Annotated in this window: 22 protein-coding genes and 1 pseudogene; 14 read left to right on the top strand and 9 right to left on the bottom strand. The window is 51.9% G+C overall.

Features of this window, described 5'->3' with window-relative positions; genetic code table 11:
* The first annotated feature begins 20 nt into the window (after positions 1 to 20).
* The 7 genes from B3007_RS00870 to B3007_RS00840 are packed head-to-tail and all read left to right on the top strand — an operon-like array spanning position 21 to position 7,752.
* Positions 21 to 2,930 (top strand): insulinase family protein, encoded by a 2,910-nt coding sequence (locus B3007_RS00870; protein WP_301376541.1) that lies wholly within the window; start codon positions 21 to 23, stop codon positions 2,928 to 2,930.
* On the top strand, positions 2,931 to 3,701 hold the full coding sequence (locus tag B3007_RS00865; RefSeq protein ID WP_301376540.1) for a DUF3450 domain-containing protein: 771 nt from the start codon (positions 2,931 to 2,933) through the stop codon (positions 3,699 to 3,701). It abuts the gene before it with no gap.
* Positions 3,701 to 5,020: a MotA/TolQ/ExbB proton channel family protein gene (locus tag B3007_RS00860; RefSeq protein WP_301376539.1), complete on the top strand. Its 1,320-nt coding sequence runs from the start codon at positions 3,701 to 3,703 to the stop codon at positions 5,018 to 5,020. The genes B3007_RS00865 and B3007_RS00860 overlap by 1 nt, the downstream gene beginning before the upstream one ends.
* The gene (locus tag B3007_RS00855; RefSeq protein WP_301376538.1) at positions 5,017 to 5,532 is read left to right on the top strand and encodes a MotA/TolQ/ExbB proton channel family protein; all 516 of its coding nucleotides are present in this window, start codon (positions 5,017 to 5,019) and stop codon (positions 5,530 to 5,532) included. The genes B3007_RS00860 and B3007_RS00855 overlap by 4 nt, the downstream gene beginning before the upstream one ends.
* On the top strand, positions 5,532 to 5,933 hold the full coding sequence (locus B3007_RS00850; RefSeq protein WP_068435030.1) for an ExbD/TolR family protein: 402 nt from the start codon (positions 5,532 to 5,534) through the stop codon (positions 5,931 to 5,933). The genes B3007_RS00855 and B3007_RS00850 overlap by 1 nt, the downstream gene beginning before the upstream one ends.
* Complete coding sequence (locus B3007_RS00845) at positions 5,933 to 6,550, top strand: energy transducer TonB (RefSeq protein ID WP_301392194.1); 618 nt, start codon at positions 5,933 to 5,935, stop codon at positions 6,548 to 6,550. Before B3007_RS00850 ends, B3007_RS00845 begins: the two co-directional genes overlap by 1 nt.
* Positions 6,547 to 7,752: a hypothetical protein gene (locus tag B3007_RS00840; RefSeq protein ID WP_301376536.1), complete on the top strand. Its 1,206-nt coding sequence runs from the start codon at positions 6,547 to 6,549 to the stop codon at positions 7,750 to 7,752. The genes B3007_RS00845 and B3007_RS00840 overlap by 4 nt, the downstream gene beginning before the upstream one ends.
* Before the next feature lie 36 nt (positions 7,753 to 7,788).
* Here B3007_RS00840 and xthA read toward each other — a convergent pair whose 3' ends face one another.
* Together xthA and thiI are read right to left on the bottom strand one after the other, a co-directional pair.
* Positions 7,789 to 8,601 (bottom strand): exodeoxyribonuclease III, encoded by an 813-nt coding sequence (gene xthA / locus B3007_RS00835; protein WP_301376535.1) that lies wholly within the window; start codon positions 8,599 to 8,601, stop codon positions 7,789 to 7,791.
* Positions 8,594 to 10,102, bottom strand: coding sequence for a tRNA uracil 4-sulfurtransferase ThiI (gene thiI / locus B3007_RS00830; protein WP_301376534.1), 1,509 nt, complete (start codon positions 10,100 to 10,102; stop codon positions 8,594 to 8,596). Before thiI ends, xthA begins: the two co-directional genes overlap by 8 nt.
* 239 nt (positions 10,103 to 10,341) lie before the next feature.
* Here thiI and phbB point away from each other — a divergent pair, with 239 nt between their 5' ends.
* The gene (gene phbB, locus B3007_RS00825; protein WP_068435040.1) at positions 10,342 to 11,088 is read left to right on the top strand and encodes an acetoacetyl-CoA reductase; all 747 of its coding nucleotides are present in this window, start codon (positions 10,342 to 10,344) and stop codon (positions 11,086 to 11,088) included.
* An 80-nt stretch (positions 11,089 to 11,168) separates the two neighbouring features.
* Here phbB and B3007_RS00820 read toward each other — a convergent pair whose 3' ends face one another.
* Positions 11,169 to 12,398, bottom strand: coding sequence for a tyrosine-type recombinase/integrase (locus tag B3007_RS00820; RefSeq protein ID WP_301376533.1), 1,230 nt, complete (start codon positions 12,396 to 12,398; stop codon positions 11,169 to 11,171).
* Positions 12,399 to 13,035: 637 nt separating this feature from the next.
* Positions 13,036 to 13,251 carry a hypothetical protein gene (locus B3007_RS00815; RefSeq protein WP_297533568.1) on the bottom strand — a complete coding sequence of 72 codons (216 nt, stop codon included), beginning with the start codon at positions 13,249 to 13,251 and terminating at the stop codon, positions 13,036 to 13,038.
* 195 nt (positions 13,252 to 13,446) lie between these two features.
* On the opposite strand from B3007_RS00815, the gene rapA reads away from it, so the two are divergent.
* The gene (rapA, locus tag B3007_RS00810) at positions 13,447 to 16,176 is read left to right on the top strand and encodes an RNA polymerase-associated protein RapA (RefSeq protein ID WP_301376532.1); all 2,730 of its coding nucleotides are present in this window, start codon (positions 13,447 to 13,449) and stop codon (positions 16,174 to 16,176) included.
* Between the two features lie 98 nt (positions 16,177 to 16,274).
* On the opposite strand, the gene B3007_RS00805 is transcribed toward rapA, so the two are convergent.
* The 5 genes from B3007_RS00805 to cadR form a co-directional block, all read right to left on the bottom strand.
* Positions 16,275 to 19,337, bottom strand: a complete 3,063-nt coding sequence (locus tag B3007_RS00805; protein WP_301376531.1) for a Tn3 family transposase — start codon at positions 19,335 to 19,337, stop codon at positions 16,275 to 16,277.
* A gap of 40 nt (positions 19,338 to 19,377) precedes the next feature.
* Positions 19,378 to 19,686, bottom strand: a complete 309-nt coding sequence (locus tag B3007_RS00800) for a type II toxin-antitoxin system RelE/ParE family toxin (protein ID WP_068435048.1) — start codon at positions 19,684 to 19,686, stop codon at positions 19,378 to 19,380.
* Between the two features lie 15 nt (positions 19,687 to 19,701).
* Positions 19,702 to 19,980 carry an arylsulfatase regulator gene (locus B3007_RS00795; RefSeq protein WP_301376530.1) on the bottom strand — a complete coding sequence of 93 codons (279 nt, stop codon included), beginning with the start codon at positions 19,978 to 19,980 and terminating at the stop codon, positions 19,702 to 19,704.
* Positions 19,981 to 20,006: 26 nt separating this feature from the next.
* Positions 20,007 to 20,267: a type II toxin-antitoxin system Phd/YefM family antitoxin gene (locus tag B3007_RS00790; protein ID WP_068435052.1), complete on the bottom strand. Its 261-nt coding sequence runs from the start codon at positions 20,265 to 20,267 to the stop codon at positions 20,007 to 20,009.
* 245 nt (positions 20,268 to 20,512) lie between these two features.
* Entirely contained in the window at positions 20,513 to 20,902 is a 390-nt protein-coding gene (cadR, locus tag B3007_RS00785) for a Cd(II)/Pb(II)-responsive transcriptional regulator (RefSeq protein ID WP_068435055.1), read from the bottom strand.
* An 80-nt stretch (positions 20,903 to 20,982) separates the two neighbouring features.
* Between cadR and B3007_RS00780 the strand changes: the two genes are divergently transcribed.
* The 5 genes and pseudogenes from B3007_RS00780 to B3007_RS00760 form a co-directional block, all read left to right on the top strand.
* Positions 20,983 to 21,882 (top strand): cation transporter, encoded by a 900-nt coding sequence (locus B3007_RS00780; protein WP_068435057.1) that lies wholly within the window; start codon positions 20,983 to 20,985, stop codon positions 21,880 to 21,882.
* Positions 21,883 to 21,973: 91 nt separating this feature from the next.
* Positions 21,974 to 22,342 (top strand): hypothetical protein, encoded by a 369-nt coding sequence (locus B3007_RS00775; RefSeq protein ID WP_076515232.1) that lies wholly within the window; start codon positions 21,974 to 21,976, stop codon positions 22,340 to 22,342.
* Between the two features lie 81 nt (positions 22,343 to 22,423).
* A complete protein-coding gene (locus B3007_RS00770; RefSeq protein WP_301392193.1) occupies positions 22,424 to 22,852 on the top strand; it encodes a hypothetical protein in 429 nt (142 codons plus the stop codon).
* A 17-nt stretch (positions 22,853 to 22,869) separates the two neighbouring features.
* Positions 22,870 to 24,108, top strand: a complete 1,239-nt coding sequence (locus B3007_RS00765) for a TolC family protein (protein WP_301392192.1) — start codon at positions 22,870 to 22,872, stop codon at positions 24,106 to 24,108.
* Positions 24,109 to 24,123: 15 nt separating this feature from the next.
* Positions 24,124 to 24,840 (top strand): annotated as a pseudogene (locus tag B3007_RS00760) (efflux RND transporter periplasmic adaptor subunit); the annotation flags it as partial.

Here is a 24,840-nt window from a genome sequence, read left to right as displayed (position 1 = left end):
ACAGGGATCATGCTATCGACATGTCAGAAACTATGCAGCACTCTTCGTTTAAAAAAGTATCATCTACGCCAGTCGACTCTCTAAATATCGTTATTGAGCACTATGAACACATAAAGACGGGCGCCCCGCATTACCATATCCGTAGCGAGCATGAGGAAAAAGCCTTCCTGCTCGCCGTCAGGACCATGCCGCACGACTCAACCGGTGTGGCGCATATTCTTGAACATACCGCGCTTTGTGGCAGCGAGAAATTCCCGGTCCGTGATCCGTTCTTTATGATGACCCGTCGGTCGCTGAATACTTTTATGAATGCGATGACCAGTAGTGACTGGACTGCGTATCCCTTTGCTTCGCAGAATGATAAAGACTTCCTGAATCTGTTGGATGTTTATCTCGACGCTGTCTTCTTCGCCAATCTTGATGAATTGGATTTTGCGCAGGAAGGTCATCGCATTGAACTTGCCGATAAAGATGACCCGAACTCAGCACTTGAATACAAAGGTGTTGTTTTCAATGAAATGAAAGGCGCCATGTCATCGCCCGTATCCCAGCTTTGGCAGGGAATCAGCGGAGAGCTATTCCCGACAACGACCTATCATTACAACAGCGGCGGTGAGCCCGAGAATATTCTCGACCTGTCGTATCAGGAATTGCTTGATTTCTATCGCAGTCATTACCACCCAACGAACGCCATTATCATGACATTCGGGGATATGGAAGTGGCAGACATTCAGTACCGGATGGATCAGCAGGCATTGAGTCGCTTTGATAAACAGGACAGGCAATTGCGGGTAGAGCCTGAACGGCGTTTTTCAGAGCCTCAACATAAAGAAGCGCTCTACGGCGTTGATTCGGATGACCTGAGTGCCAAAACCCACCACGTCATTGGTTGGCTGTTGGGTGATTCTATTGATCTCGATGCCCAACTTGAGGCTAACCTGCTGAGTCAGGTGCTGCTTGATAACAGTGCCTCTCCGTTGCGTCGGGCTCTTGAGGAAAGTGATCTTGGTACGACACCGTCACCTCTCTGCGGTCTGGAAGATTCTAACCGCGAAATGTCGTTCATGTGTGGACTTGAGGGTAGTGAGCCGGAGCACGCTGAGGCGGTTGAAGCCCTGATCCTCAATACCCTCGAGAAAGTTGCCGAAGAGGGCGTTCCTGTCGAAATGGTTGAAGCAGCTCTGCATCAGCTCGAGCTTCATCAACGCGAGATAGGAGGGGACCATTACCCTTATGGGTTGCAGCTGATCCTGACTGCACTGCCTGCTGCAACACACTATGGTGATCCTGTTGCATTACTGAACCTTGATCCGGCACTCGAACGTTTACGTGCTAAGGCATCGTCGCCAGGCTTCATATCAGACGCTGTCAGGCAGCTGCTTCTTACCAATACCCACCGTGTCCGCTATACCCTTAAGCCTTCCAGTACCTTGAATGCCGAAAAGGCGGACAAAGAAAAAGCTCGCCTGGAGAATGAACGTGCGAACATGTCAGACGCCGATATCCAGGCATTGAAGGATAAGGCAGAGGCACTGGAAGCCCGGCAGGTGCAGGAAGATGATCCCGATATTCTGCCCAAAGTCGGCCTTGAGGATATTCGCCCTGAACTGACATATGTTGCGCCTACCGCTGAGCGGTCTGACCGCATCGACACCACAGAATATGTCACCGGCACAAATGGAATTATCTATCAACAAGCAATGCTCAACCTGCCTCCAATGACCCGTGAGCAAATGACCTGGCTACCTTTCTACACTCAGGCATGGACGGAAGTTGGTGCTGGCGGGAATTCGTATCTGACTCAGCAGCAACGCCAGACAGAGGTGCTGGGGTCTCTGACGTCTTACGCCTCGGTGAAAGGCGATATCGAAGACTGCAATCGTCTCTCGGGGTACCTGGTGATGACGGGTAAGGCATTGGGGAACCGCGCGGAGCCGTTCTCCGACATGCTTCGTGAAACCTGGAAAAGTGCAGACTTCAGCGAAGAAGGCCGCCTCAAGGACCTGTTAAATCAGGCCCGTGCTCGTAAAGAGCAAGGCATAACGGGCAGTGGTCATGCTCTTGCTATGTCTGCTGCTGCCGCTCCGATTAATCGCACGGCTGATCTGATGAACATGCTCGGAGGGCTTCCGCAGGCTAAGCGTCTGAAAGAAAGGACGGAACGTATATCTGAGGATGGCGCAGGTTTCGTTTCTGAGGCTCTCAAAGATATCAATTCACTGATCAGTAAAGGTCCAGATTCACTTCTTCTGGTGCATGATGAACAAAATGCTGCAGCGCATATTGCAGCGGCGCGCAAAGATTGGGATAATGCGAATCATTATCGAAAAAATTGTATTGATTGGGATCTGTCGACAGGGGCCAGCTATTGGATGGTCGACTCGCAGGTTAACTTCTGCGCCTGGGCTATTCCTACAGTGACGCTCGATCATCCCGATGCGGCTTCTCTTGCTGTTCTCGGAGGGGTGCTTCGCAATGGTTACCTTCATACCGCAATCCGGGAGAAGGGTGGAGCTTATGGCGCAGGCGCGTCGCAGGACTCTTCATTAGGGTGTTTCAAATTCTTCACCTATCGCGATCCTCGTACTGAAGGTAGTTTTGATGACTTCGCGAAATCTCTGACCTGGGTATCAGGGCGTACCAATGGCGACGACCTTATTGAGCAGTCAGTGCTGGGGATCATTGGTAGCCTTGATCGGCCGGGCTCGCCAGCAGGCGAAGCCAAGCAAGCTTTTCATATGGATAAATCTGGACGTACACGAGCTGTCAGGCAGCTGTTCCGGGACCGCCTGTTGAAGGTTGCCTGGACAGATATTCTGCAAGCGACAGAAAAGTATCTGGTCGGTCAGGATGGTTATAAAGCTGTCGTTGCACCGCGAGGAACTGCAGACATAGCAAGCAAACTCGGACTGACAATAGGAGAGTACTGAGTGAACCGATTTACATTACCACTGGCGGCGAGCATATTGATGTTCCCGCTGGCGGTAGGCGCCGATACAGACTCGGCGTCTAAAATGGTGCTGAAAACAGACGAAAACAGCGCGGCGGTACAGCGAAAGATTAACGCACTGGATGATTCTACCCGGGATAAGCTCGAAGAGACCCGGCAGCTTCTCGCCCGAGCAGAACAGCTGGCGCTCTACAATAGTCAGATGGAAGCTATCATCGCGAATCAGGAAGAAGAAAAATTAAGTCTTGATCAGCAGATTGAGGACATCAACGATACCGAACAGGGTATTCTGCCTCTGATGCAGCTGATGCTTTCGCAACTCGAAGCCGATATCAATGCGGGCCTGCCATTTCTCAAAGAAGAACGAGCGGTCCGTTTAGCCAAGCTGAAAGCGTCTCTTGGTCGGGCTGATGTCACTGTTTCTGAGAAATTCAGAAGAGTGCTCGAAGCGCTCCAGATTGAGGTTGATTATGGCCGCACATTAGAGCGATATCGCGAGAATGAAGACGGCAGAGCTTTCGACTATCTGAGAATAGGCAACGTTGCTCTCTATCGCCGCTCACTTGATGCTGGAGAATCCTGGATCTGGGCGGATGGTGACTGGCAGGCTCTTTCAGGCGATCTGGCCAAGCCTTTAGAGCGCGCGGCCCGCGTGGCAGAGCAGAGTGTCGCTCCACAATTAATCGTCGTGCCAATACCCGGAACAGAAACGTCCGAATCAAAAATATCTGGCAAAAAAGGGGCTGAATAATGAGATTTATTACGACCCTCATCCTTGCTTGGATAGCCCCCCTTGTGATTGCCGATACTTTGATCGAAAGCGCTCAGCAGTTCACCAGGTACGAGCAGAACTTTGACCAGGCTCGCCTGGCTGCTTTTAAACAGGATCTGGCTTCGCAGGAAAGGGCGCTGCAACAGGCGCGTTCGTTACTGGCTGCAGAAGAAAACCGTGCAGAAGAGCTTCGCTCTCAATTCTCTCGCAATGAAGAAATTCTCACCGAAAAAACCGAAGCTTTGCGCCTTCGTACGGGTAGCCTTGGCGAAATGTTTGGTGTGGTGCGTCAGGTTGCCGGTGACTTGAGAACGATCACCTCAAGCAGTATTACCCGCATCGACGGAACCGACACGCCCGCTGATCTTGATGCATTGGCAGAGTCAAAAGCCTTGCCTGATCTTGGCAGAATTAAGGCACTCTGGCAGACCTTACGGCAGGAAGCTTCTCTAAGCAGCGAAGTTGTCCAAATTACTGCACCCGTCGTTCAGGCGGACGGTTCTACGGCAGAGGAGCAATCAGTACGTATTGGTGCGTTTACAGTCGTTGGAACCAGTAATGGCGGCCAATACCTGATTGCAGATGAGCAACTGGGCGCCCTGCGACCACCATATCGCCAGCCCGGCGAGGCATCTATGTTGAGTGACTGGTTGGGCAGCAATGGCGTCGCGCTTGTCGGTATTGACCCTTCCCGTGGTGCTCTCCTGAATATCGAGGCAGCCACTCCCTCTATTGTTGAACGAATCCAGCAGGGAGGCACGATTGGTTACATCATTATTGCTCTCGGTGTTATTGGTCTGCTGATTGCCCTATGGCGCCTGTTTGCACTCCTGCAAATCAGCGCGGGGATGCGCCGTCAGCTCAGCGACAAGTTGGCCGCGAAGGATGATAACGCCCTGGGTCGCGTAATGATTGCATCTCTCGGTGACCGCACGGATGCCGAACTGCTTGAAGCAAGGCTTGATGAGGCTGTTTTGCGTGAGCTACCCGCAATTGAACGTGGTCAGTCGATCATCAAACTGCTTGCAGGTATTGCGCCTCTCATGGGGCTGCTTGGTACGGTTACCGGCATGATTGCGACTTTCCAGGCGATCACAGCGTTTGGCTCAGGCGATGCAAAACTGATGGCTGCAGGTATCTCGCAAGCACTGATCACGACGGTGTTGGGTCTGGTTGTTGCTGTTCCGTTGCTGCTTCTTCATAGCTGGGTTGCCTCACGTAGCCGCGAACTGGTGCATATCCTTGATGAGCAGTCAGCAGGCATTATTGCTGAGGCGCAGGAGTCGTCGCGCAAATGATCTGGTTAACGGATTTTTTTGAGCGTGGTGGCCCCGTGCTTTATGCGGTGCTACTGACAGCGGTGTTCCTTTGGGCGTTGATCTGCTTGCGACTCTGGTTCTTCTACATAGAGCGTAAGCGATTCTTCGAGAAAATCTCAGGGGACTGGCGCACACGTTCGGACCGGACAAGTCGGAATGCGCGTTATATCCGGAAGGCCTGGATTGGCCGATTTTATCTTGAAGCCACCCGTACTATGCCATTGCTGGCCACTCTGATCGCGATCTGCCCACTGCTTGGTCTGTTGGGAACTGTTACCGGCATGATTCAGGTGTTTGATGTTCTTTCCGCTACGGGCACTGGTAACGCACGGGCGATGGCCTCGGGCATAGCTCAGGCGACTCTGCCAACCATGGCTGGATTGGTCGTTGCGTTATCTGGTTTGTATTTTCGTAGTCGTTTTCAACGATTAGCTGAGCGAAGCCAGCAAGAACTGGCAGATCGACTGCCGTTGAGTGAGGAGTTGACCTGATGGCTCGCAGACACGTTGCCTCAGAAGGGCAGGAAGGTGATATCGACATCACTCCGATGTTGGATATCGTATTTATCATGCTGATCTTTTTCATCGTGACCACCTCTTTCGTGAAAGAAAGCGGCGTTACGGTGAGCCGTCCGACTGCCAGTACCGCTGAAAGCAAACAGGGCAGTAACATCCTGATTGCGATTCGTGCGAACGGTGAAATCTGGATCGATAAACGCTCTGTCGATCTCCGCGCCGTGCGCGCCAACACAGAGCGCCTCAAAGCAGAGAGCCCTGAAGGCGCAGTTGTTATACAGGCAGATGAGTTCGCGCCGACAGGCATACTCGTAAAAGTGATGGATCAGGTGCGTCTCGCTGGCGTTACGGATATCTCGGTAGCAGCAACAGAATGATGTCGATTAAACCTCTGATCGCTGCTGTCGGCGGCGTATCTGTCGCGGTACTCCTGTTTCTGGGGATGGCCGTCATGGTCGCACCGCCAGATGATTTTTCGCTGAATCGTGAAGAGCCTGTTCTGGTCGATTTCTCAAGTCGACGTCAGGATTCGGCCTCCGAAACGCGCTCGCGTAAAAAGCCGCTACCACCGCCTGAAGCGCCGGTGACTCCGCAGTCGAATACTCAGGATCAGACACCTGCGCCTGTGACAGCACCGCCATTGAGCTTGAGTCCGCTCAGTCCTGATCTGAGTGTTGGCGATCTCGTGTCGTCATCAGGCTTGCTGGATGGCGTGTCGGTTGCCGACGCAGAGGTCGCGCCCCTGGTTCGCCCGCCTGCAGTTTATCCGGCCAGAGCTAAAATGAGGAATATTGAAGGCAGCGTGACAGCGAGACTAACGATCAGACCGGACGGTACAGTGAGTGATGTAGAAATCATTCAGGCTGAACCTCAGGGCGTTTTTGAAAGGGAAGCTATGAGAGCCATGTATCGTTATCGTTTCTCGCCCAAAATGGTGGACGGAGAAGCGGTGACACAAACTGCGACCCAGACGTTGGAGTTTTCACTGCAATGAGCCGCTTTGTTTGTATTCTGTTTGCCGTGTGCCTGTTCTGTTTGGGGCTGACTGTTCAGGCTTCGACTTTGTCTGAAAGGCAGTATCGTTTGCTTGAGAAGGCCCAGGAGTTGGTTGCAGAAGAGTCCTATCAGGAGGCGTTGGCAGAAACCCAGGATGCTGTCGATGATTGGGATTCGGGGCTGGGGTTAGTGCTGATTCTTCAGCTTCGTGGCCAGGTTTATCAGCTCCTTGATCAGACCGAAGATACGCTCAAATCCTATGAGCGAGCGTTATCCTTAGACGTTCTGGAAGGCACTCGGCGGTCTGCACTCGCAGCTGCAATTGCCCAGCTGTACCTGATTGACAGTCAGCCAGAGAAAGCTCGTGAGGTGCTGGTGCCAGCGCTTGAAGCGCCAGCTGGCGAAGGTTTGAATCATGCCGCCCAGGCCTATGTCATAGTCGCTATTTCCTATCAGATACAGGAACGGTGGAGGGATTCTTTGCCGTGGCTGGTTCAGGCCGAAGCGTACGCGACATCTATTCCGGAGAACTGGCTGGCAATGCGAGCTGCGGCTGAATTCCAGATCCGTGATTTCGCGGCAGCAGAAGTTACCATGAAGCGGCTCGTTGAGCGTGCGCCTGACAAAAGGAATTACTGGGTTCAGCTGGCAGCAGCGCAGCAGTTTCAGGAAAAACAGGCTCAGCAGTTGGCGACTCTTGAGATCGCCCATCAGCGAGGTCTGATTGCAGGGAGTAGTGAAGAGCTGCTGATGATTCAGCTGCAGGGTGCGCAGGGCATGCCGGCACGGGCTGCACGCAATCTGGAGCAACGGATTTCAGAATTGAGTTCAGTGGAGGGCAGCTCTGAAGAAGGCTTGGACGATGAACGTCGTCTGTTGAGCGCGTACCAGAGACAAGCCCGCGATCTGGCTGCAGCCGCTGAAACCATGGTTTCAAACGATTCGTCATCTGTTAATGAGGCCATTCAATTGGCAATGATGGACGGCGATTGCGATCTGGTTCGGGAGCTGTCCAGGTCGCATACCCGCAAACTTGAAGGCTTAACTATGATTTCGGTAGCTCAGTGCTCTCTGAATGGTAGCGACACCGCGAGTGCAAGGGAGTGGTTTCAGCGAGCCAGCGAAAAGTCCGACAGTGCGGTTGTTGCCTCTCAATGGCTGACGTATTTGTCGGATCTGCAAAAGGCGGGATTAAGGTAGGTTGCTACCTTAATCACAGCACCTATTCGCAGAAAACTATTCAAATATAGCCCAGACAGGGGCGTGATCCGATGGTTTTTCTGTGCCCCGTATGTCGTATGACACACCCGCATCTATGCAGCGCTCATAGAGAGACGGTGTTACCAGGATATGATCAATTCTCAGGCCGCGCTTTGGCTCGTCATCGAATCCCTTTGACCGGTAGTCAAACCAGCTGAAGGTGCTGTTGTCAGTCGGATGGATCTTGCGATGTGCGTCCCGAACACCCCAGCTAAGCAGTGTCTCGTACCACTCCCGCTCTTCAGGCTGAAAGCTGCACTTACCGGACTTCAGCCAACGCTTACGATTAGGTTCGCCAATACCGATATCGGTGTCTTGAGGTGAGATATTCATGTCACCCATGATCAGGACGTTATCGCTGGTCGTGAAGTTTTCATTCAGGTAGCGCATCAGATCTGCATAGAACTTACGCTTTGCCGGAAATTTTGTTTCGTGATGGATGCTCTCGCCCTGCGGGAAGTAGCCATTAATCACGTGCCAGAGTTCACCGTCGATGCGGTATGCCGCATGAATCAATCGTTTCTGAGCTTCGTCGTCGTCCCATGGCCAACCTTTCTGAACGGACTCCGGAGCATTGAGGCTGAGAAGGGCAACGCCGTAATGACTCTTCTGACCAAAGAATTCAACGTGATAACCGATTTCCTGAATAACATCGATTGGGAACTGCTCGTCGTGTACTTTCGTTTCCTGTAAGCCAATGATGTCGGGCGCTAACTGATCGCGAATGGCTTCGAGCTGATGTGGGCGTGCGCGAACCCCGTTGATGTTAAAACTCACGACCTTAGGCATTGGTAGACTCCTTCTGTTGTGCGTCAGCGAGTGGGCGTCGGATATCGGGCTCGTTGAAAATTCCGAACGCGATCTTGCTGTCGATGTTCAGGTGATGGGCGTGAATGCGACTCATGGTGCCCTTCTGGCAATAGAGCAGGTATCGGTGTGTTTCATCGAACTCTGCGCGCCTCGACTCCAATTCGTAAAAAGGTATTTCAAGTACGCGGTTATTCGTCAGCTCAAGTGGATTGTCTGCTGACTCGGCCGGGTGGCGGATATCAACAATGACGTCGTTGAGCTTGGGGGTTTCAACAATAGGGACATCTTCCAGGCCACTTTCCGCCTCTGTGATTACCTCATCGATGCGTTGCGTGACAGAGCGGCTGAGCGCATCTTCGAGTACAGCCATGTCGAAATCCAGCTCTGTTTCTTCGACACGCTTGCGGTCGCCCATCGTCGTTGGATTGACCGAGATTACACCACAGTATTCCGGCATGTTAGCTGCGAAAGCTTCTGTACCGATACGTCGGGCGGTATTGATAATCTCCTGCTTATCCATGGCCGCCAGTGGGCGCAGTACCATGTGGTCAGTTACCCGGTCGATGACCGCAAGATTGGTGATGGTCTGAGACGCCACCTGAGCTACTGCTTCACCCGTGACGAGGGCAGGGAGGCGAAGGTCATCAGCAACGCGCGAAGCTGCACGGAACATCATTCGTTTCAGTACGACGCCCATCTGACTCGTTTCTATTTTGGTAAGAATCTCGGTCACAACCTCTTCGAAAGGCACTGTCACAAATTTAACCTTATGGGACTCGCCGTACGTGCTCCACAGATAGTGAGCGACCTGTTTGACGCCGATTTCGTGAGCGCTGCCGCCCAGGTTGAAGAAGCAGAAGTGAGTTTTTAGCCCGCGTCGGGTCATCAGGTAGCTGGCTACCGTTGAGTCGAAGCCGCCTGAGATCAGAGAAAGAACATCTCCCTGACTACCCAAAGGATACCCACCAAGGCCTTTGATCTGCTGGCGCACCACCTGAACCCGGTCATTGCGTATCTCAGCATTGACCACGACTTCTGGATTCTTAAGTGAGACCGAGGCAGCATCTGTCTCTTTTAATATGCCGCCACCCATGTAGATCTCAGCCTGATGCGACGTGAAATCGTGGTGCCCGGCACGCTTAATGCGTACACAGAAGCTTTTTCCAGCTACTCGTTCGCGGTATTCATCTCTGACTCGTTGATAGGCGTCGTCGAGGGTGGTGAATTCGTATTCGCCAATCTCAAGTGAAAAGCCGATACCCGGAGTATGACTCAGAATATCGATGGCTTTGCGCCTGGATACGTCGTCCTCCTGGTTCATGATGATCAGCAGGCTATCCCACTTATTCTGAACATCCGCAGACAGCATATGTTGACGAAACAGAACCTGTAGATTCTGGCGAAGAATCTTAGTCATCTGTTTCCTGGCAGATTTGGATTTGATCGTGATTTCAGGGAATAGCTTTACAACAAACTTCATGGCAGACCAGGGGTGGGTGCAAAACGCGGCATTATAGCGGAGCGCTGGGCAGAGTCATAATGCGTCGGAGCAGGCCATAACGATTTACACTGTAATGACAGTGACCACATTGCCATATCAACCCGATGCGACTAGTGACTATTTCAGCCACTAAGGTTCACAAAGGAACAGGGTAACACTAGTTTCATTAGTGAAAGATAAATATGTCTCCAGCACTAAGTGAACTGAAGGAGTAGGAAATGGCGAAGCGTATTGCACTCGTTACTGGTGGTACAGGTGGCATCGGATCAGCCATCTGCAAGAAGCTTGTGGATGACGGCTATCAGGTGATTGCAGGGTATTACTCGGGCGGCAAGCATGAAAAGGCCCAGAAGTGGCAAGAGCAGATGGCGGCAGAGGGGTACGGTATACCAGTCGCTTTCGGCAATATTACCGAGTGGGAATCATGTGAGGCGTGCATTGAAGGGATTAAACGCGACTTCGGAACGATCGACATTCTGGTAAACAACGGCGGGATCACCCGTGATTCTACTTTGCGGAAAATGAATCAGGAGCAGTGGGTTGATGTTATCAATACCGACCTGACTTCTGTTTTCTATATGACGCGCATGGTAGTGAATGACATGCTCGCTAACGGCTATGGGCGAATCATTAACATCAGCTCAGTGAATGGCGAGAAAGGGCAATTCGGTCAGGCCAACTATTCTGCGGCTAAAGCAGGCATGCATGGTTTCACTAAAGCTGTTGCTCAGGAGGTCGCGAGCAAAGGGGTGACCGTTAATACTATCTCCCCTGGGTACATCGCCACGCCAATGATTATGGAAGTGCCTGAAGAAATCCGTGAGGGTATTCGTAAGAATATTCCGGTTGGTCGCTTCGGCAAACCAGAAGATATTGCTCGTGTGGTGAGTTTTCTTGCGCATGAAGATGCCAGCTTCATTACCGGGACGAATGTGTCTGCGAATGGTGGTCAGTACATGCACTGACCGGTCCTGTAAAACACTGAAGGGCGCCGGTCGCCCTTCAAGCTTATTGCCTGGTTAACCCATCTTTGCCGCGCTCACAGCTACAGCTCGGGCTTAAGTTTCTTGTGGCGGGCACTTGCGTGGCGTTCACGCATCTCGGTGTCGATATAGCGATCTGTCGTTGCCATGCTGGCATGACCTGCATCTTCACGTACGTGTTCTTTGGGTCGAAATTTCACATCTTCCGAAATTCCAGTGTGTCGCAACCAGTGAACTGTGGAGACCTTCAGCTCCTGCGCTTCCTCTTTCAATCCCTGTTCTGACATGCGCTCGTAGGCCAGGTCGAAACATTTCTGCACCAGATAACGCACTTGACGGGTACTGGTAACTGGGCCGCGTCCTCTGAGCTTGGGAAGTAATGGTGTCTGCTCGCCAACATAAGGTAATGGAGGTAGGGATAGGTGTGTCCGGTACCTGCGTAGGGCGGACATCATGTCATCCGATACGGTAACCATTCGCGCTTTGTTTCCTTTGCCAACCACTCTCAGCCACCAGTTACCGTCCTGGTCTTGTTGAAAATCACCCATGACAGGTGCGGAGCGCTCGTCAGCGACGAGCTCCGAGATCCTGAGGTACATGCCGAACAGGCATTTCATAACAAAAAGAGTTCTCTCGTGTTCAGCTGGGTTGGTTTCAGCGAGTTGCTCAACCGTTTCTAATATGAAGTCCCACTGTAAATTCGAGAGCCTTCTGACAGGCTCCTGATACGCGTGACGCTGCAAAAACTTACTCTTCTGGCGAATCAGACTGACGGGATTGAGCTTCAGGTAATCTTCCTGGATCAGGAAGTTGAAGTAGGTAGACAGAACTGCGAAAAGCGACTGAAGCGATTTCTGCGACAGGGCCATAGACGGAGTCTTGCCAAGCTTGTCTGGTTTGCTAACGAACGGGCGCCATTTGGGGTTGATCGTGCGTTCTCCGTTTTTCGAAAGAAATCGTGGGGCCTGAACAGATCCTGCCCAAGCCTTAGGCGGATTCTGGCAAAAGTGGACGTACGCCTCAAGGTCCTGCCGGGTGAGTTCACCGAGCGATTTTTTCTGAATCGTCCAGCACCATTGAAGCAGGCGCTCTGTCTCGCGCCGATAACTATTAAAGGTTGCTGTTGATCCGTTATACGCCTGCAAGAAGGTGATCGTGTGAACGAGATCATCAAAGGCATCCGATGGGCTGGCCCCGTAAGTAGACAGAGTTCTTCGCGCATACGACAAGGGGTTGCTGATCTCGTCGAGCTGGTCGATGAGTGGTGTCGGCGTCTGATGCTCAGGCTTCATATTGTCGTCATAAGGTTTGGTAGTGTGAAGATTTGTGGATTTAACTGTGCTCCAAATTATCGGAAGTAGCAAGGCCTGGATTGTACTGGCAGATCAGGCGCTCTTAGGGAGCATTGCGGTGCAGTTTCTTATACTTGATGTCAGCTCTGCTTTTGAGTTTGGTGGTAGAAAGTGACTTAGAAGAATGAGCTAACTAATTGAAAGATAAAACGTTAAGTCCGTAGTTCATTCGTTTGATGCGCACATGCTCAAAATCAGGGGGCGTTTTTATTTCGGTAAGCACGAGTGGCTGAATGCGTCTTGAGTGGTGGTTGGAATGAAGGATTGAGGGGGAATTTAGTCCAGGCATTGCTAAGACAAATCGATACGGATTCGTGGCCGAACCGTTCGCGAAAGACCGCTCAATTTCTCCTATTTATTATATTCCGATAATAACAATTATCGGAAATAGCATGCTTGTAAGGGACGCGGAAATAACCTTCGCGCGAACTATGTAGTACGCAACGTACTCAATTGAGGGCTTTCCGTAATCCTTACTCCTGCTGAGCACAGAAAATCGTCGGCGTTTTAGTAACGGTTGTATTCGTATTTGATCTCAGCCCGCCCGGAAACCTGTTTGAGTACAGCGCCGAGTGGATCAAGCCTGTGCTTGTTGTTCGTCCTTGGGCAAGGTTGATCGATCCACGCTCCCTTTGAAGTTCGCATCCCCTAAAGAGACCTGTGGCGAGTGTTGTACTGAGTTACTGGCTGCTGCAATTTCAGTCTTCTGGATGGGGGCATGCGATGCTTCAATCTGCAGAGATGAGCGTGTTGGTGCAACTGAATTGCTGAGTATCGATTGGATGGTATCCACATCCGCCTCCTTGTTTCCATATCCTAGTTGGTTCTCAATACTATATCGGCTAAGCGATTAAAAAGTTAAACCCGGATAATCGTGTGTCACTCATTCCTGAGCATGGGAAAATCCGCCCTCATGAGTTACACTCCGCGCCCCAAAGACAGCACCGCTGTCACTCACGATTGTCTCAAAATCAGGTAGCCGATATTTATGTACGCAGTTGGTCAGCGATGGATCAGTGAAGCAGAAACAGATCTGGGATTGGGGCTTATTCAAAGTGTCGATTTCAGAATGGTCACCGTCTACTTCCCTGTCGCGGATGAATCGAGAACATACTCTATTCAGGGTGCGCCCCTCACCCGAATCCGGTTTGCACCGGGAGATGAAGTTCCACTTCAGGATGGTAGCTTGTTTACAGTTGCTGAAGTCACCGAAATAGACGATATTCTCTTTTACGGCAATGGCGACCGGGATATCCCTGAAACCATGCTAGCCGCTGCGATTCAGTTGAATGCGCCTTCCGATCGATTGTTTACCGGGCAGATAGATAATAACAATCTGTTCGAGCTGAGGCAGTCTGCTCTTTCCAGAATCGCGGAGTTACGTAGCCGCCCTTACTACGGTTTGCTGGGCGCGCGCACTAACCTGTTGCCACATCAGCTGCACATTGCAGAGCAGACTACTCAGGATGCGCTGCCTCGCGTTCTGCTTGCCGATGAAGTCGGGCTCGGTAAAACCATCGAAGCAGGTCTGATATTGCATCGTCTGATCCGACTGCATCGCGTGCAGCGGGTCCTTATTCTGGTGCCCGATCACCTTGTGCATCAGTGGCTTGTGGAGATGGTCCGCCGCTTCAACCTTCACTTCAATGTAGCGACTGAGGCCGACTTCATCGAGGGAAATGGTTTTTCCTCGGGGCAGATGTTCATATGCCCACTGTCGCTGGCGACTACTGATATTGGAGCAGCCGAAGCACTTTCCGAAGATTGGGATGTGGTTGTTGTCGACGAAGCTCATCATCTGTCATGGTCTGAGGATCATCAGGACGACGGCTATCGACTGGTGGAGCAGCTTTCACATATCGCCCCATCGGTTCTGCTGCTGACGGCAACTCCTGAACAGCTCGGCATTGAGGGTCATTATGCCCGTCTTCGCCTGCTGGACCCGGATCGTTATCCTTCTCTGGCGGCCTTCCTCGAACAGCAGGATAAGTATCGACCATACGCTGAGCTGGCTTCAGCGCTCGACTCTGGTGATGAACTGACAAGCGAGCAGCGAGCGCTGCTGGATAGCAGTATCGCTGACCATGAGAGAGAATCTGATGAGCGCGCTCTCAACGCACTTATTGATCGCTTCGGTCCGGGACGTGCACTTTACCGAAACACCCGCCACGGCGTTGCCGGATTCCCCTCGCGACTTCCTGATATCGTTCGCTTGCCGTTGCCGACAGATTTTGCCGACAGCCCAGATCAGTTGCATCCGCAGCAAGGCCTTTATGACTGGTGTTCCGTGGATAGTCGCGTTGAATGGTTGCTTAATGTGCTTGCTCAGAATAAGTCAGAGAAGTTCGTTCTGATAACGCATGATTCAGACACAGTACTCGATCTTGAAAAGTTTCTGTGGGAGAAACACGCCGTCCCTTGCTCAGTGTTCCATGAGCATATGGATATGGTTGAGCGCGATCGTGCCGCGGCTTACTTTGCGGATCAGGAACAAGGTGCAAGACTCCTTATATGCTCTGAGATTGGCAGTGAGGGGCGTAACTTCCAGTTCGCATCTCAGTTGATCCTGTTCGATTTGCCATTTAACTGTGATCTGATTGAACAGCGCATTGGTCGCTTAGACCGCATTGGTCAGAAAAAAGACATCAATATTCACATCCCAGTGTTCGAAGGGCACGCCACTGAACGCTGGGCCTCGCTGCTGAATCAGGCATTCGACTGCTTCAGTCACCCTAACCCTACCGCCCAGCCTCTTCTGGAGAAATATGAAGGCCAGGTTAAGGCGGTGGTGCTTGCTGATGAATCGGCCGACTCTCTGGCAGAGACAATTTCTGCAGAACGTAAGGCTCTCGAAGCACAGTACGAACAGGGCCGCGACAGGCTGCTCGAAATTCACTCCTGCCCGCCCGGGCGTGCACGCCAGCAAGCGCAGGCTATGGCAATTCAGCACATTGAAGATGAAGCTGAACTGAACGACTTCATCGAATTGTTCGCCGACGCGTTTGGCTTAGAGGTTGCAGATCTTGGCGGTGAGTGTATTTCTATCACGCCGGGCGATCATATGCTGGTGCCAGACCTGCCGCACTTGCCTGAAGATGGGTTTATGGCGACGACTCAGCGTGACGTCGCCCTGAGCCGGGATGATGTTCAGTTCCTGAGCTGGGAGCATCCATTCGTTGATCAGGCGCTTGAGCTTCTTACAACCAGTCCTGTCGGCAATGCCGCTGTTGGTTATATCGAAAATCACGACTTCACAACCGGTGATTGCTTTATTCAGTTGCAGTTTGCTGCGATCTGTCCCGCTGCTCGCGCTCTGCAGATCGAACGATTCCTGCCACCGGACGCTATGCATCTGACTATGACGCCGACCGGTGACCTGAAGGTTAACGAGCCTGACCTTGGGCAGTTTGTTTTGCCTCTGAAGCGTGGCACGGCCCGTGGCTTAGTAGAACAGAAAGAAGCCCAGGTAAGACCTCTGATCAGCAAGCTGGAGAAAATGGGCATGGGCCAGCTTGGTAAGATGGTAGATCGGGCGTCAGCAAAGGCAGCTGAAGCGTATGAGATCAGAATTGATCGGCTAGAAGCATTGGCAAAAGGAAGCGGTTCAGTGTCACGTTCCGAAGTTGCGTCGATTGAATCAGAGCGTGACGCCGTTCTTGAGGCAATTAAGGGCTCTCAGTTAGTACTCGATAGTGTGCGGCTGGTGTTCTGCGGCTGAGCGGAAACTGTCCGCCTGTCAGCACTTTAGCCCCCTTGAAGGGGTCCTGTGGAAGAACCGACAAATTTGACAAGTTTGCATAAACGACCAATTTATCATCAATTCTGAGGCCCATCGTCACGCCAAAAATGCTGTTTCACATGATCCTCCAATATCCTTGCCATCGCGTCTACATCAATTTTCCCGCTGCTTTTCTTGAAGTTATACCGACCTGTAAATAACGTATGTGTCCAGGCAATCGGTGAAATCCGGATAAATTCATCGATGACCGCTTGAGGCGCGCCGTTGGCCAGCATCCTTTGGTACACGGCATTCAAGATCATGCTGTTGTAGGCCACGATACAGTTGGCGATTAACCTGGCAGCATGGGCACTGACCCGGTTTTCGACGATTCTTTTGCCTTGAAAGATGCCGTTATAAGTCTTCCGGATATTGCTCTGAAGCTGATGGTAGGCCTCTGTGCGATTACGGGCGCTTCGGATTGCTTTCCTGAGCTCCATATCGTCAATCAGATTGAGAACATGGATACTCTTGAAGATGGTATTATATTCAAACAGCGCGGCTTTGAGCCTGGCATAACGGGCATGTGAGTTGAGCTTACGGATGATATTGCTCTGGGTGTTCTCCTGCATGATGAGTGAAAGTAATACCCGCATGACACCTCGACGTTGTGAGCGGATACGATCAACATTGATCACGCCCTTGGGTTTGAGGATTCCGGTGTCATAGTCTAACGGTTCAGCGGTATAGATATCGTCAGCAGCGTCTCGCACATTTTTGATGCTGGGGACATAATCCACGTCGATGGAATCCAGCGTGACTAAATTCAGCTTGTTCAATGAATGGTTATCACCGGTCACCATGTGGATATCAATATCGGTTTTGTTGTTGTAGATCATATCGTACAGCGAATGTCCTTCGTACTCGTTCAGGCCGATATTTTTCGCATTAACTGCCACATAGTTGGCGAGCAGCGTGTAGAGTGAGATACCACGGCCTTTGCCAAGGTGCTTCCTGGAGTAACGGGATTGAATTGTACTGTCTGTGGTCGCAAATTTTTGTCCATCCGCATCCGCTAGTACTTTCTCATCCATCAAATTCCACTGATTAAATATGGGAAGCGAATGAATGTGGTTACTGACAATTTCATTGGCGGCGCATAGCGTATCCACCCGCACGAAATCCTCCCGCATTGCACGTAACTGGCTGATTTCCAGGTCAGACATATCAGCCATTTTCAATGTACCGAACCCAAACGCCTCTGATAACAAGCAGGCGTTGATCGCCAGAGGCAGCGGTTTTTTCCGCTTGGTGTAGCGATCTTTCATGTGGGTAAATGCGCTCCACATTCCAATCCGATCGCCGATGAACATGACAATACTGGCAATGTCCACCTTGGGCAGGTTTTTAAAGAACGCATCATCCAGCTTTTCAACACTGTCATAGAGCAAACTCCAGTGTTGTTGTCCGGTCTTGGTTTCTCGAACACTGAATCCATGATTATTATTCTCACGGATATTGTGAGTCGTTCGCTCCCAGGCGTTGTTCAGCTCCTGAAGCGCCTCCTCAAGTCGCTGATCACAGTAGATGGGTATCTTGGGATAACCAAACTCCGCCGCGATCTTCTCAACATCGTCTACCAGTGCGTCGTCCACCAGATCGGTATCGATATCACAGTAAGAGACACTGTCATTGCAATAGAGACGGCCACGGTCAATCTCATGATAAATTTTCTGGTAAACAAAGAACTCGAACAGGTACGGATCGATGTGCGTGTCATTCGGTTCCCGCTTCAAATATTGATTCATGTTTTTGGGGATGGTAAACCCCAGGTCATCACAAATTTTTAAATCCGATGGACTTTTCCCGCTGGCATAATGCGCTTTCAGTAGATTGATCAATTCGCCGATGTAGCTGTTTTCCTTGTAGTACTCCAGCTTGACTGTTGTAAATATCGGGCGAAGATACAGTGCAAATATGCGAGAAGATTTTCCATAGTACTCCCACAAGGCGGCTTTCTTATCGAAAGATTTGCCTTCCAGAAACTCTGCCATGGCTGAAAACTGCTCTTTGGGCAACATGCTGTAGGCTGCTTCATTCAGTTCATCCTGACTCATGTTGGGGTTTCGATTTGGGAACCACTTCAAAAACTTGGCCAGCTTGGGAAAGTCGGTCACCACCTTGGAGCTGTGCTCCATATGAGCCATTGAGGCGTAGGTCTTGCCGGCGTCCATAATGGCGCGGGTGTGATAGCAAAAACTAACGATCAGATTATCCATAATCTGTTGGTAGCGGTGGTAAACAAAGCACAAAGCATAGAGCCATTTTTGCGGTTTGCTCAGCCGACGTAAGCGGGATGCGGCATACTGTTCGGCAACATCGGCATAGTAGCGAACGGCATTCTTTGACAACCCCAGAGACGGAATAAAACCGTTCGCAAACTCGTACAACTCCTCAATCCGCAGGGCTTTGTCCACTTCCGATTTGACCGCCGTATACTGAAAGTCTTTTTGATCCGCGCGAATGATGTTGAGCGCCGTGATACCATCATCTCGCCGCACCAGCGTCATAAGCTGGCCACTGATTGATGACGGTATGGAAGAGATGGCGTTATTTAACCGCTGTTCCTCGGCGGCAAAGGCGCGGCTGAACATGTCCTGGAACGTTCGATAGGACGGAATGATTAAATTCTGGTGATCGAAAAACGCGAGCAACTGCCGGAAAGCACTGTGCCCTTTGGGGTAATAGCGTAATAACAGACCGATGTGGGATTCTATTTCAGCTCTAAATTGAGGCGACCAGCTTCGGTAGTCGAAAAGTGACAGTATCGCCTGGCGTTGCTTACGCGAATATTCACGAGAGAGGTTTCCGGTGAACTGTGCCGCATCTGCACCGTTGTAATAGGTTGCAACGATATATTCAACATCGGCACTGACCTCATCGAGCGAATAGTTAAAAAACTGCTGCTTGGCCTTGAAATAACCCAATTGCAGGATGAAGTGGATACGGGTCTGGGTATTGCGAAACTGCTCAAGCGCGGCGCGTTCTGTCGGACTTAATGAAAAATACAGGCTTTGTTCATGGGTATTGAATTCTGGGCGAGCATATAACTCTTCGACTTCCGTGCTGGATAACAGCTGAATACGTTCGATATTTTCCATAGCGAGTGCCGATTCAATGCGGCCCGATCGTCAGCCACATTTAAATCACCTCGCGCCCATCCAGGTGATTCACTGGCACCATCCGCTTGTGCAGGACACCAAACACCACCAACTGCTGCGCATGAACCACGTAATAAATGACATGACTGATGTGGGGGAAGCTCAACACGTCCTCCCCTACATCCGGCCTGGGCTTTCCCAGGGACGGGGTTTCAGCCAGCAGGTGAAGGGTTTGTCGGAGTTCGAACAGGTATTTCTTCGACTGCGCTTCTCCCCATCGGTCTAGGGTAAAACGACGAATGTCGATAAGATCGGATTGAGCATCCGGGGTTAAGCGGTAATTTGACATGGCGTATTGGCGGGACTAATGATCCTTGGGAACATCGACAATGCCATCGGCGATCCCCTGTGCCAGCATTTCCATGAGTTTGGCAAAACGATAAAAGCCATCGTATTGCTGACAGATGTAATCTATTTGGATGTGAGAGGTGCTATCCATCACCCGTTTGAACACATCCATGTAGTCGTAGCAGGTTTGCAATAATTGCTCATCCCCGGCTTCGGTAAGAGGAAACCGGAGGGCGTGGTCATGGATGATCTTTACCATCTGAAGTTGTTCTGCATTCAGCTCGACAGCAGACATTTTTCTTCCCCCAGAAATTTTATCGTCTAGTCGTGGTGACCTGATTCCAAATCATTAAAAAATGCTTCACCATCAACGGTGTTACCTGCTTTGATATCAGCTTTGGTCTGAGTGGCCCTCGACTGCAACAATCTCAGCTTGAGCGCTTTAATGCTCTCGTACTCATCCATTGAGATAACCACAGCAACCGGTTTTCCGTTTTTATTGATCTGGATTGGCGCACGTTGCGCTTTTAGCAGCAGGTCACCAAACTGGGTTTTGGCTTCATTGGCAGAAAGTGTGTCCATGGTCTGGTACCTCACCAAATATCGTTCGATTCGTCCATAATATTCGAAACGAGCGATCTACGTCAATGCCTTGCCTCGCCTGTCTACACGGACATAGCCTCGAGCAGTTTCCCTGGAACTGGCCAGAAACTGCGCCATGAGCCCGACCTCAGTGAAAAATCGCCGAACAAGGTGGAATGGGATATCCAGGGTAGACGTGTGACTTCCAATGATCAGAAAACCAATGTTACCGCTTCGGATTCTGACTAGGTGGTCAGATTTTGCAGTATGCCGCACTGCTCCACCGTGCGGTCGCTTGAGCAACTGCGGCGCAACGCTTTGAGTTGCCTACGCAATTGCGTCAGCTCGGCAATGCGGTCTTCCACTTGTTGAATATGGGCGTCCATCATCCGATTCACCTTATCACATTGCGCGCCAGGCGAGCGTTTGAGCGCCAATAGTTGACGGATTTCCTTCAAGCTGAGATCCAGACTGCGGCAGTGTTTAATGAACAGCAACAGGTCGACGGCCGCTTTGTCATACAAGCGAAAATTTCCCTCGGTGCGTTGGGTTGAGGGCAGCAGATTTTCTTTTTCATAATAACGGATCGTCTGTATTGAGCAGCCGGTAACGCTCGCCAATTCTCCTATTTTCATAACCACCAATTTCACTCTTGATTCTATAGTGACTATAGAATTTAAACTGCATAACCAGCAAAAAACAAGAGCGTTTTAATATGACTGAGCAATGCTGTGCTAGCTGTAACAGCGATGCACGAGACAACACACCACAGATTTCCGATGGCACAAGCGTCGTCCAAGGCGGCTATGTTAGCGAGTATCATGTCTCCAGGATGGACTGCCCTTCGGAGGAAGGCGTGATCCGCATGGCATTGGATAGTGTGGAACCCAAAGTAACGCTGGAATTTGATACCCCCAATCGCATAGTGCGTATCTTTCATGGGGATAATGCCGATGTGATTGAGGAACGGATGCACTCTGTTGGTTTGGGCGCTACGCTTGAAATCACATCACCCGTAGACAGTGATGCCATCGCCCAAGCACATGAAGATGCACAACAGGAGGCACAAAAAGAATCGGGTATTCTGAAATGGCTACTCGCCATCAACGGCATCATGTTTGTCATTGAAATCACCATCGGCTGGTGGGCGCAATCCACTGGCTTGATCGCCGATTCCCTGGACATGTTCGCTGATGCCGCCGTTTATGGCGTGGCGCTCTATGCCGTTGGGCGCAGCACTCGGTTGAAACTGCGCTCGGCACATTTTTCTGGCTGGTTGCAACTGATGTTGGCGTTTGGCGCTTTGAGTGAAGTTGTGCGGCGGTTTATGTTTGGCAGCGAGCCAGCGTCCGTCCTGATGATGAGTATGGGCCTGGCTGCTTTGGCGGCCAATGTGTTGTGCCTTGTGCTGATCGCCAAAAGCAGGAATCGTGGAGCGCATATGAAAGCCAGCTGGATATTCTCCGCCAACGACGTGATTGCCAATCTGGGGGTTATCCTGGCTGGTGGCCTGGTCGCCTGGACCGGTTCCCGCTATCCGGATCTGGTGATTGGTCTCATTATTGGCGTCGTTGTCCTAAACGGTGCACGACGTATTTTGCAGCTGAAATCCTGACCGGAAACGGTTTTGGTGAACTTTTCTATAATATGATAGTCTATGGCAGCTAGTGTTTTGAACCTGACAACATAAGGGCTCCACATTTCACATGAACATCCGCCATCATTTAACTTGTCTACTGGCTCTACTGATTGCCCTGCAATCCGTGGCTGCCATGGCGGACGTTCACCAGCTTCATCAATTCGGGACGGAGCACTTGGAATTCGACCATTCGCACCAATCCAGTGCCACTGATACCCAAAACGACAATCTGCTCGCCAAGCAGACACCCGATCAGCCCGGACAGTCTGTATATGACTGCCACCATTGCTGCCATTGTCATGGCCACGGCTCTGTCGTTCTGACCGGAGCCGCTTCACACTTGGCCAATTTATTCTCAGAAAACGGACAAGCCGACTATCAGGCCAACCTCACCTCTGGTATTCCCCCCTCTCTGTTTCGCCCTCCAATCGCCTGATCGCGCCTCAAAAGCACGTCATCAGTCGCTGTAGACTTGGGTTACAGCGAACAATTGGTATTTATTTTAGGGTGAAACATCATGAAACAGATCGCTATTGGGCTCGCGCTGAGCCTCGCGCTTGTCAATTCCGCTCAGGCCGGAAGCAGCTTGCCTGAAATTGAAGTCGTCAATATCGACAACCAACGCTGGCATTTACGCCAGGTGACCGTGAACCATACCGCCGCGGAGCTGACCGTCTTCGGACGGATGGATGCTCACCTGCGCTACGGCCTTCCCCGAGGCCATGTAGACATCGCAGCCTGGTCTGCTGATAACGGATTGATTGCGGAAACAACCACTGATTACTCACCGCGCCTTCTCACCAGACGCGCATCACGCAAGGGCGGCGTGCGTTTTTCTGCAAAGCTCCCCGCCTTGCCTGGTGATACCGTAATAAAGGTCGCCTTTCACCGGGATGAACCCCAACAACGGCAAAATCCGGTGCACGACCAAACCGTCGCACGCTGAATTTCAGGAGCATCAATATGAGACGATTTGACTGGCCCAGACGGGCCTTGCTGGGCGCGTTCTTGTTTTTTCCGGCCATGCTTGCTTACGCAGAGACATCGAGTTGGAGCGCCTGGCTCGCCTCCCAGATACAACAACACCCCGAGGTGCTTGCCGCCCGCGAGCAATTGCTGGGCTCCAACGCCAGCGCCGATGCGCTGGAGCAGCCGCTTTACAACCCGGAGCTGTCCACCGATTTGGAGCGTAATGGAGAGGAAGACAACTACCGGGTCGGCGTTCAGCAGACCATCGACTGGTGGGACAGACGGGGTGCAAGACGGCAGCAGGCGGGCTTTATGCGAAGCGCCGCCGAAGCGCTGTACCAGCAACAAGTGTTGGACAAAACCGCCGAGGCGCTTGCCGCACTGGTGGAGTGGCATGCCGCCAACCGCGCCGCCGCCATTGCCCAAGCGCAACAGCAGCAACTTAACGCCTTGCTCGAACAGGTGGATAAGCGCCAGCAGGCAGGTGATCTGGGCAGCATCGATGCCGAACTCACCTTTCTGTCCCTGTCACAGCAGCTGGCTCAGGTTGCCGAGGCCGAAGCCGCGATACAGAAAGCCGAAATCCGGGTTCGCGAGCTGCTGCCCGCATGGGCGCCCACGCGAGGCGGCATTCCTGATGATTTCTGGCCCTCCCAGCCAGACTTGACCTCGGATCAGGAGTTACTGCAACACCCGGCCGTAGCCAGCGCCCACGCCCGCTGGCAGTCGCTGAAGGAGGAAGCTGAAGTGACACGGCGTACCGCCAAGGCGGAGCCCACCTTTGGCGTCAATTCCGGTCGTGATGGTGGAGAGAGCGTTGTCGGGCTGACCTTCTCCATCCCGTTGAATGTCCGCAACAACTTCAGCGCAGAAACTCGCGCCGCTGAACGCATAGCGCTGGAGGCCGAGGCTCGTTTTCAGGCTATCTACCGCAAGCAGCGCTTTGACTGGCAGGCTGCACAGGCCACCTGGCAGCGCTTTGAACAGCAATATCGCCGCTGGCAAGAGGTTGTTCAGGGTCGGGTCGAGAACAGCGCCGAACTGCTGAAACGGCAATGGCGCACGGGTGATCTGTCCACCACTAATTATCTGCTGGCCTTGAATCAACGCACCGAAAGCCTGCTGGCAGGCATTGAGCTGGAAAAGCAGACACGGCTTGCGCTCACCGAAGCACTTCAGCAATCGGGCCACCTGAACAACGCAACAAAGTCATCGACAGCGTCAACGAATTAAACAGGAATGATAAACATGAATAAAACACTGGTAGCCATTTTGGTGGCTGGTCTTGCGACCGCAACCGCCAGCCACGCCAAAGAATCTGAGTCTGAGCATGGGCAGGAAAAAGCGATAACGGCGGCACCCCATAGCGAACAGGATAATCATGACGATCATCGTGAGGAAAACCATGAAGAGCATGATGCGCATAAGCCTGACAGCGAGCACGGCCACGATGATCATGGCGACGAAAATCATGATGAACACAGTGCCCACGACGAGCACAACTCCGGCTCAGAACACGGGCATGAAGAGCATAGCGAGGGCGGTGACCACGATAATCATGGTGGGCATGGAGGTCACGAAGAAGCTACTTCTGCCTCACTGAACCCGGCGCAAATGACCCTGGCCGATATTCAGGTAAACCCACTGACTCCCAGAAAGGTCGATTATCAGCTTTACGCACCGGGGGAGATCCTTTCCAACGGCTACACCAGTTACCGGGTATCGCCCCGGGTGCCCTCCGTGGTGCTGCGCCGCCATGTCGCCCTGGGCGATCACGTCGAACAGAGTCAGCCGCTGGTTACTCTGTTCAGTGAAACCGTGGCGCAAGCACAAGCCAATTACCGCACGGCTTGGCCTGAATGGCAGAGAGTACAGGAACTTGGGCGCAAAACCGTGGGTGAGCAGCGTTACTTCACGGCCAAAACCAACCTAGAAGCGGCACGGGCGACGCTGCTGGCCTACGGC

The organism is Thalassolituus sp. UBA675 (assembly GCF_002297765.1).
Taxonomy (GTDB): Bacteria; Pseudomonadota; Gammaproteobacteria; order Pseudomonadales; family Oceanobacteraceae; genus Thalassolituus.
This window is presented reverse-complemented; position numbering and strand designations above follow the sequence as displayed.

Coding starts and splice junctions, on each gene's coding strand:
- B3007_RS00870 (WP_301376541.1), top strand. CDS start 21: ATGTCAGAAACTATGCAGCACTCTTCGTTTAAAAAAGTATCATCTACG.
- B3007_RS00860 (WP_301376539.1), top strand. CDS start 3,701: ATGAGATTTATTACGACCCTCATCCTTGCTTGGATAGCCCCCCTTGTG.
- B3007_RS00855 (WP_301376538.1), top strand. CDS start 5,017: ATGATCTGGTTAACGGATTTTTTTGAGCGTGGTGGCCCCGTGCTTTAT.
- B3007_RS00850 (WP_068435030.1), top strand. CDS start 5,532: ATGGCTCGCAGACACGTTGCCTCAGAAGGGCAGGAAGGTGATATCGAC.
- B3007_RS00845 (WP_301392194.1), top strand. CDS start 5,933: ATGTCGATTAAACCTCTGATCGCTGCTGTCGGCGGCGTATCTGTCGCG.
- B3007_RS00840 (WP_301376536.1), top strand. CDS start 6,547: ATGAGCCGCTTTGTTTGTATTCTGTTTGCCGTGTGCCTGTTCTGTTTG.
- xthA (WP_301376535.1), bottom strand. CDS start 8,601: ATGCCTAAGGTCGTGAGTTTTAACATCAACGGGGTTCGCGCACGCCCA.
- thiI (WP_301376534.1), bottom strand. CDS start 10,102: ATGAAGTTTGTTGTAAAGCTATTCCCTGAAATCACGATCAAATCCAAA.
- phbB (WP_068435040.1), top strand. CDS start 10,342: ATGGCGAAGCGTATTGCACTCGTTACTGGTGGTACAGGTGGCATCGGA.
- B3007_RS00820 (WP_301376533.1), bottom strand. CDS start 12,398: ATGAAGCCTGAGCATCAGACGCCGACACCACTCATCGACCAGCTCGAC.
- rapA (WP_301376532.1), top strand. CDS start 13,447: ATGTACGCAGTTGGTCAGCGATGGATCAGTGAAGCAGAAACAGATCTG.
- B3007_RS00805 (WP_301376531.1), bottom strand. CDS start 19,337: ATGGAAAATATCGAACGTATTCAGCTGTTATCCAGCACGGAAGTCGAA.
- B3007_RS00800 (WP_068435048.1), bottom strand. CDS start 19,686: ATGTCAAATTACCGCTTAACCCCGGATGCTCAATCCGATCTTATCGAC.
- B3007_RS00795 (WP_301376530.1), bottom strand. CDS start 19,980: ATGTCTGCTGTCGAGCTGAATGCAGAACAACTTCAGATGGTAAAGATC.
- B3007_RS00790 (WP_068435052.1), bottom strand. CDS start 20,267: ATGGACACACTTTCTGCCAATGAAGCCAAAACCCAGTTTGGTGACCTG.
- cadR (WP_068435055.1), bottom strand. CDS start 20,902: ATGAAAATAGGAGAATTGGCGAGCGTTACCGGCTGCTCAATACAGACG.
- B3007_RS00780 (WP_068435057.1), top strand. CDS start 20,983: ATGACTGAGCAATGCTGTGCTAGCTGTAACAGCGATGCACGAGACAAC.
- B3007_RS00775 (WP_076515232.1), top strand. CDS start 21,974: ATGAACATCCGCCATCATTTAACTTGTCTACTGGCTCTACTGATTGCC.
- B3007_RS00770 (WP_301392193.1), top strand. CDS start 22,424: ATGAAACAGATCGCTATTGGGCTCGCGCTGAGCCTCGCGCTTGTCAAT.
- B3007_RS00765 (WP_301392192.1), top strand. CDS start 22,870: ATGAGACGATTTGACTGGCCCAGACGGGCCTTGCTGGGCGCGTTCTTG.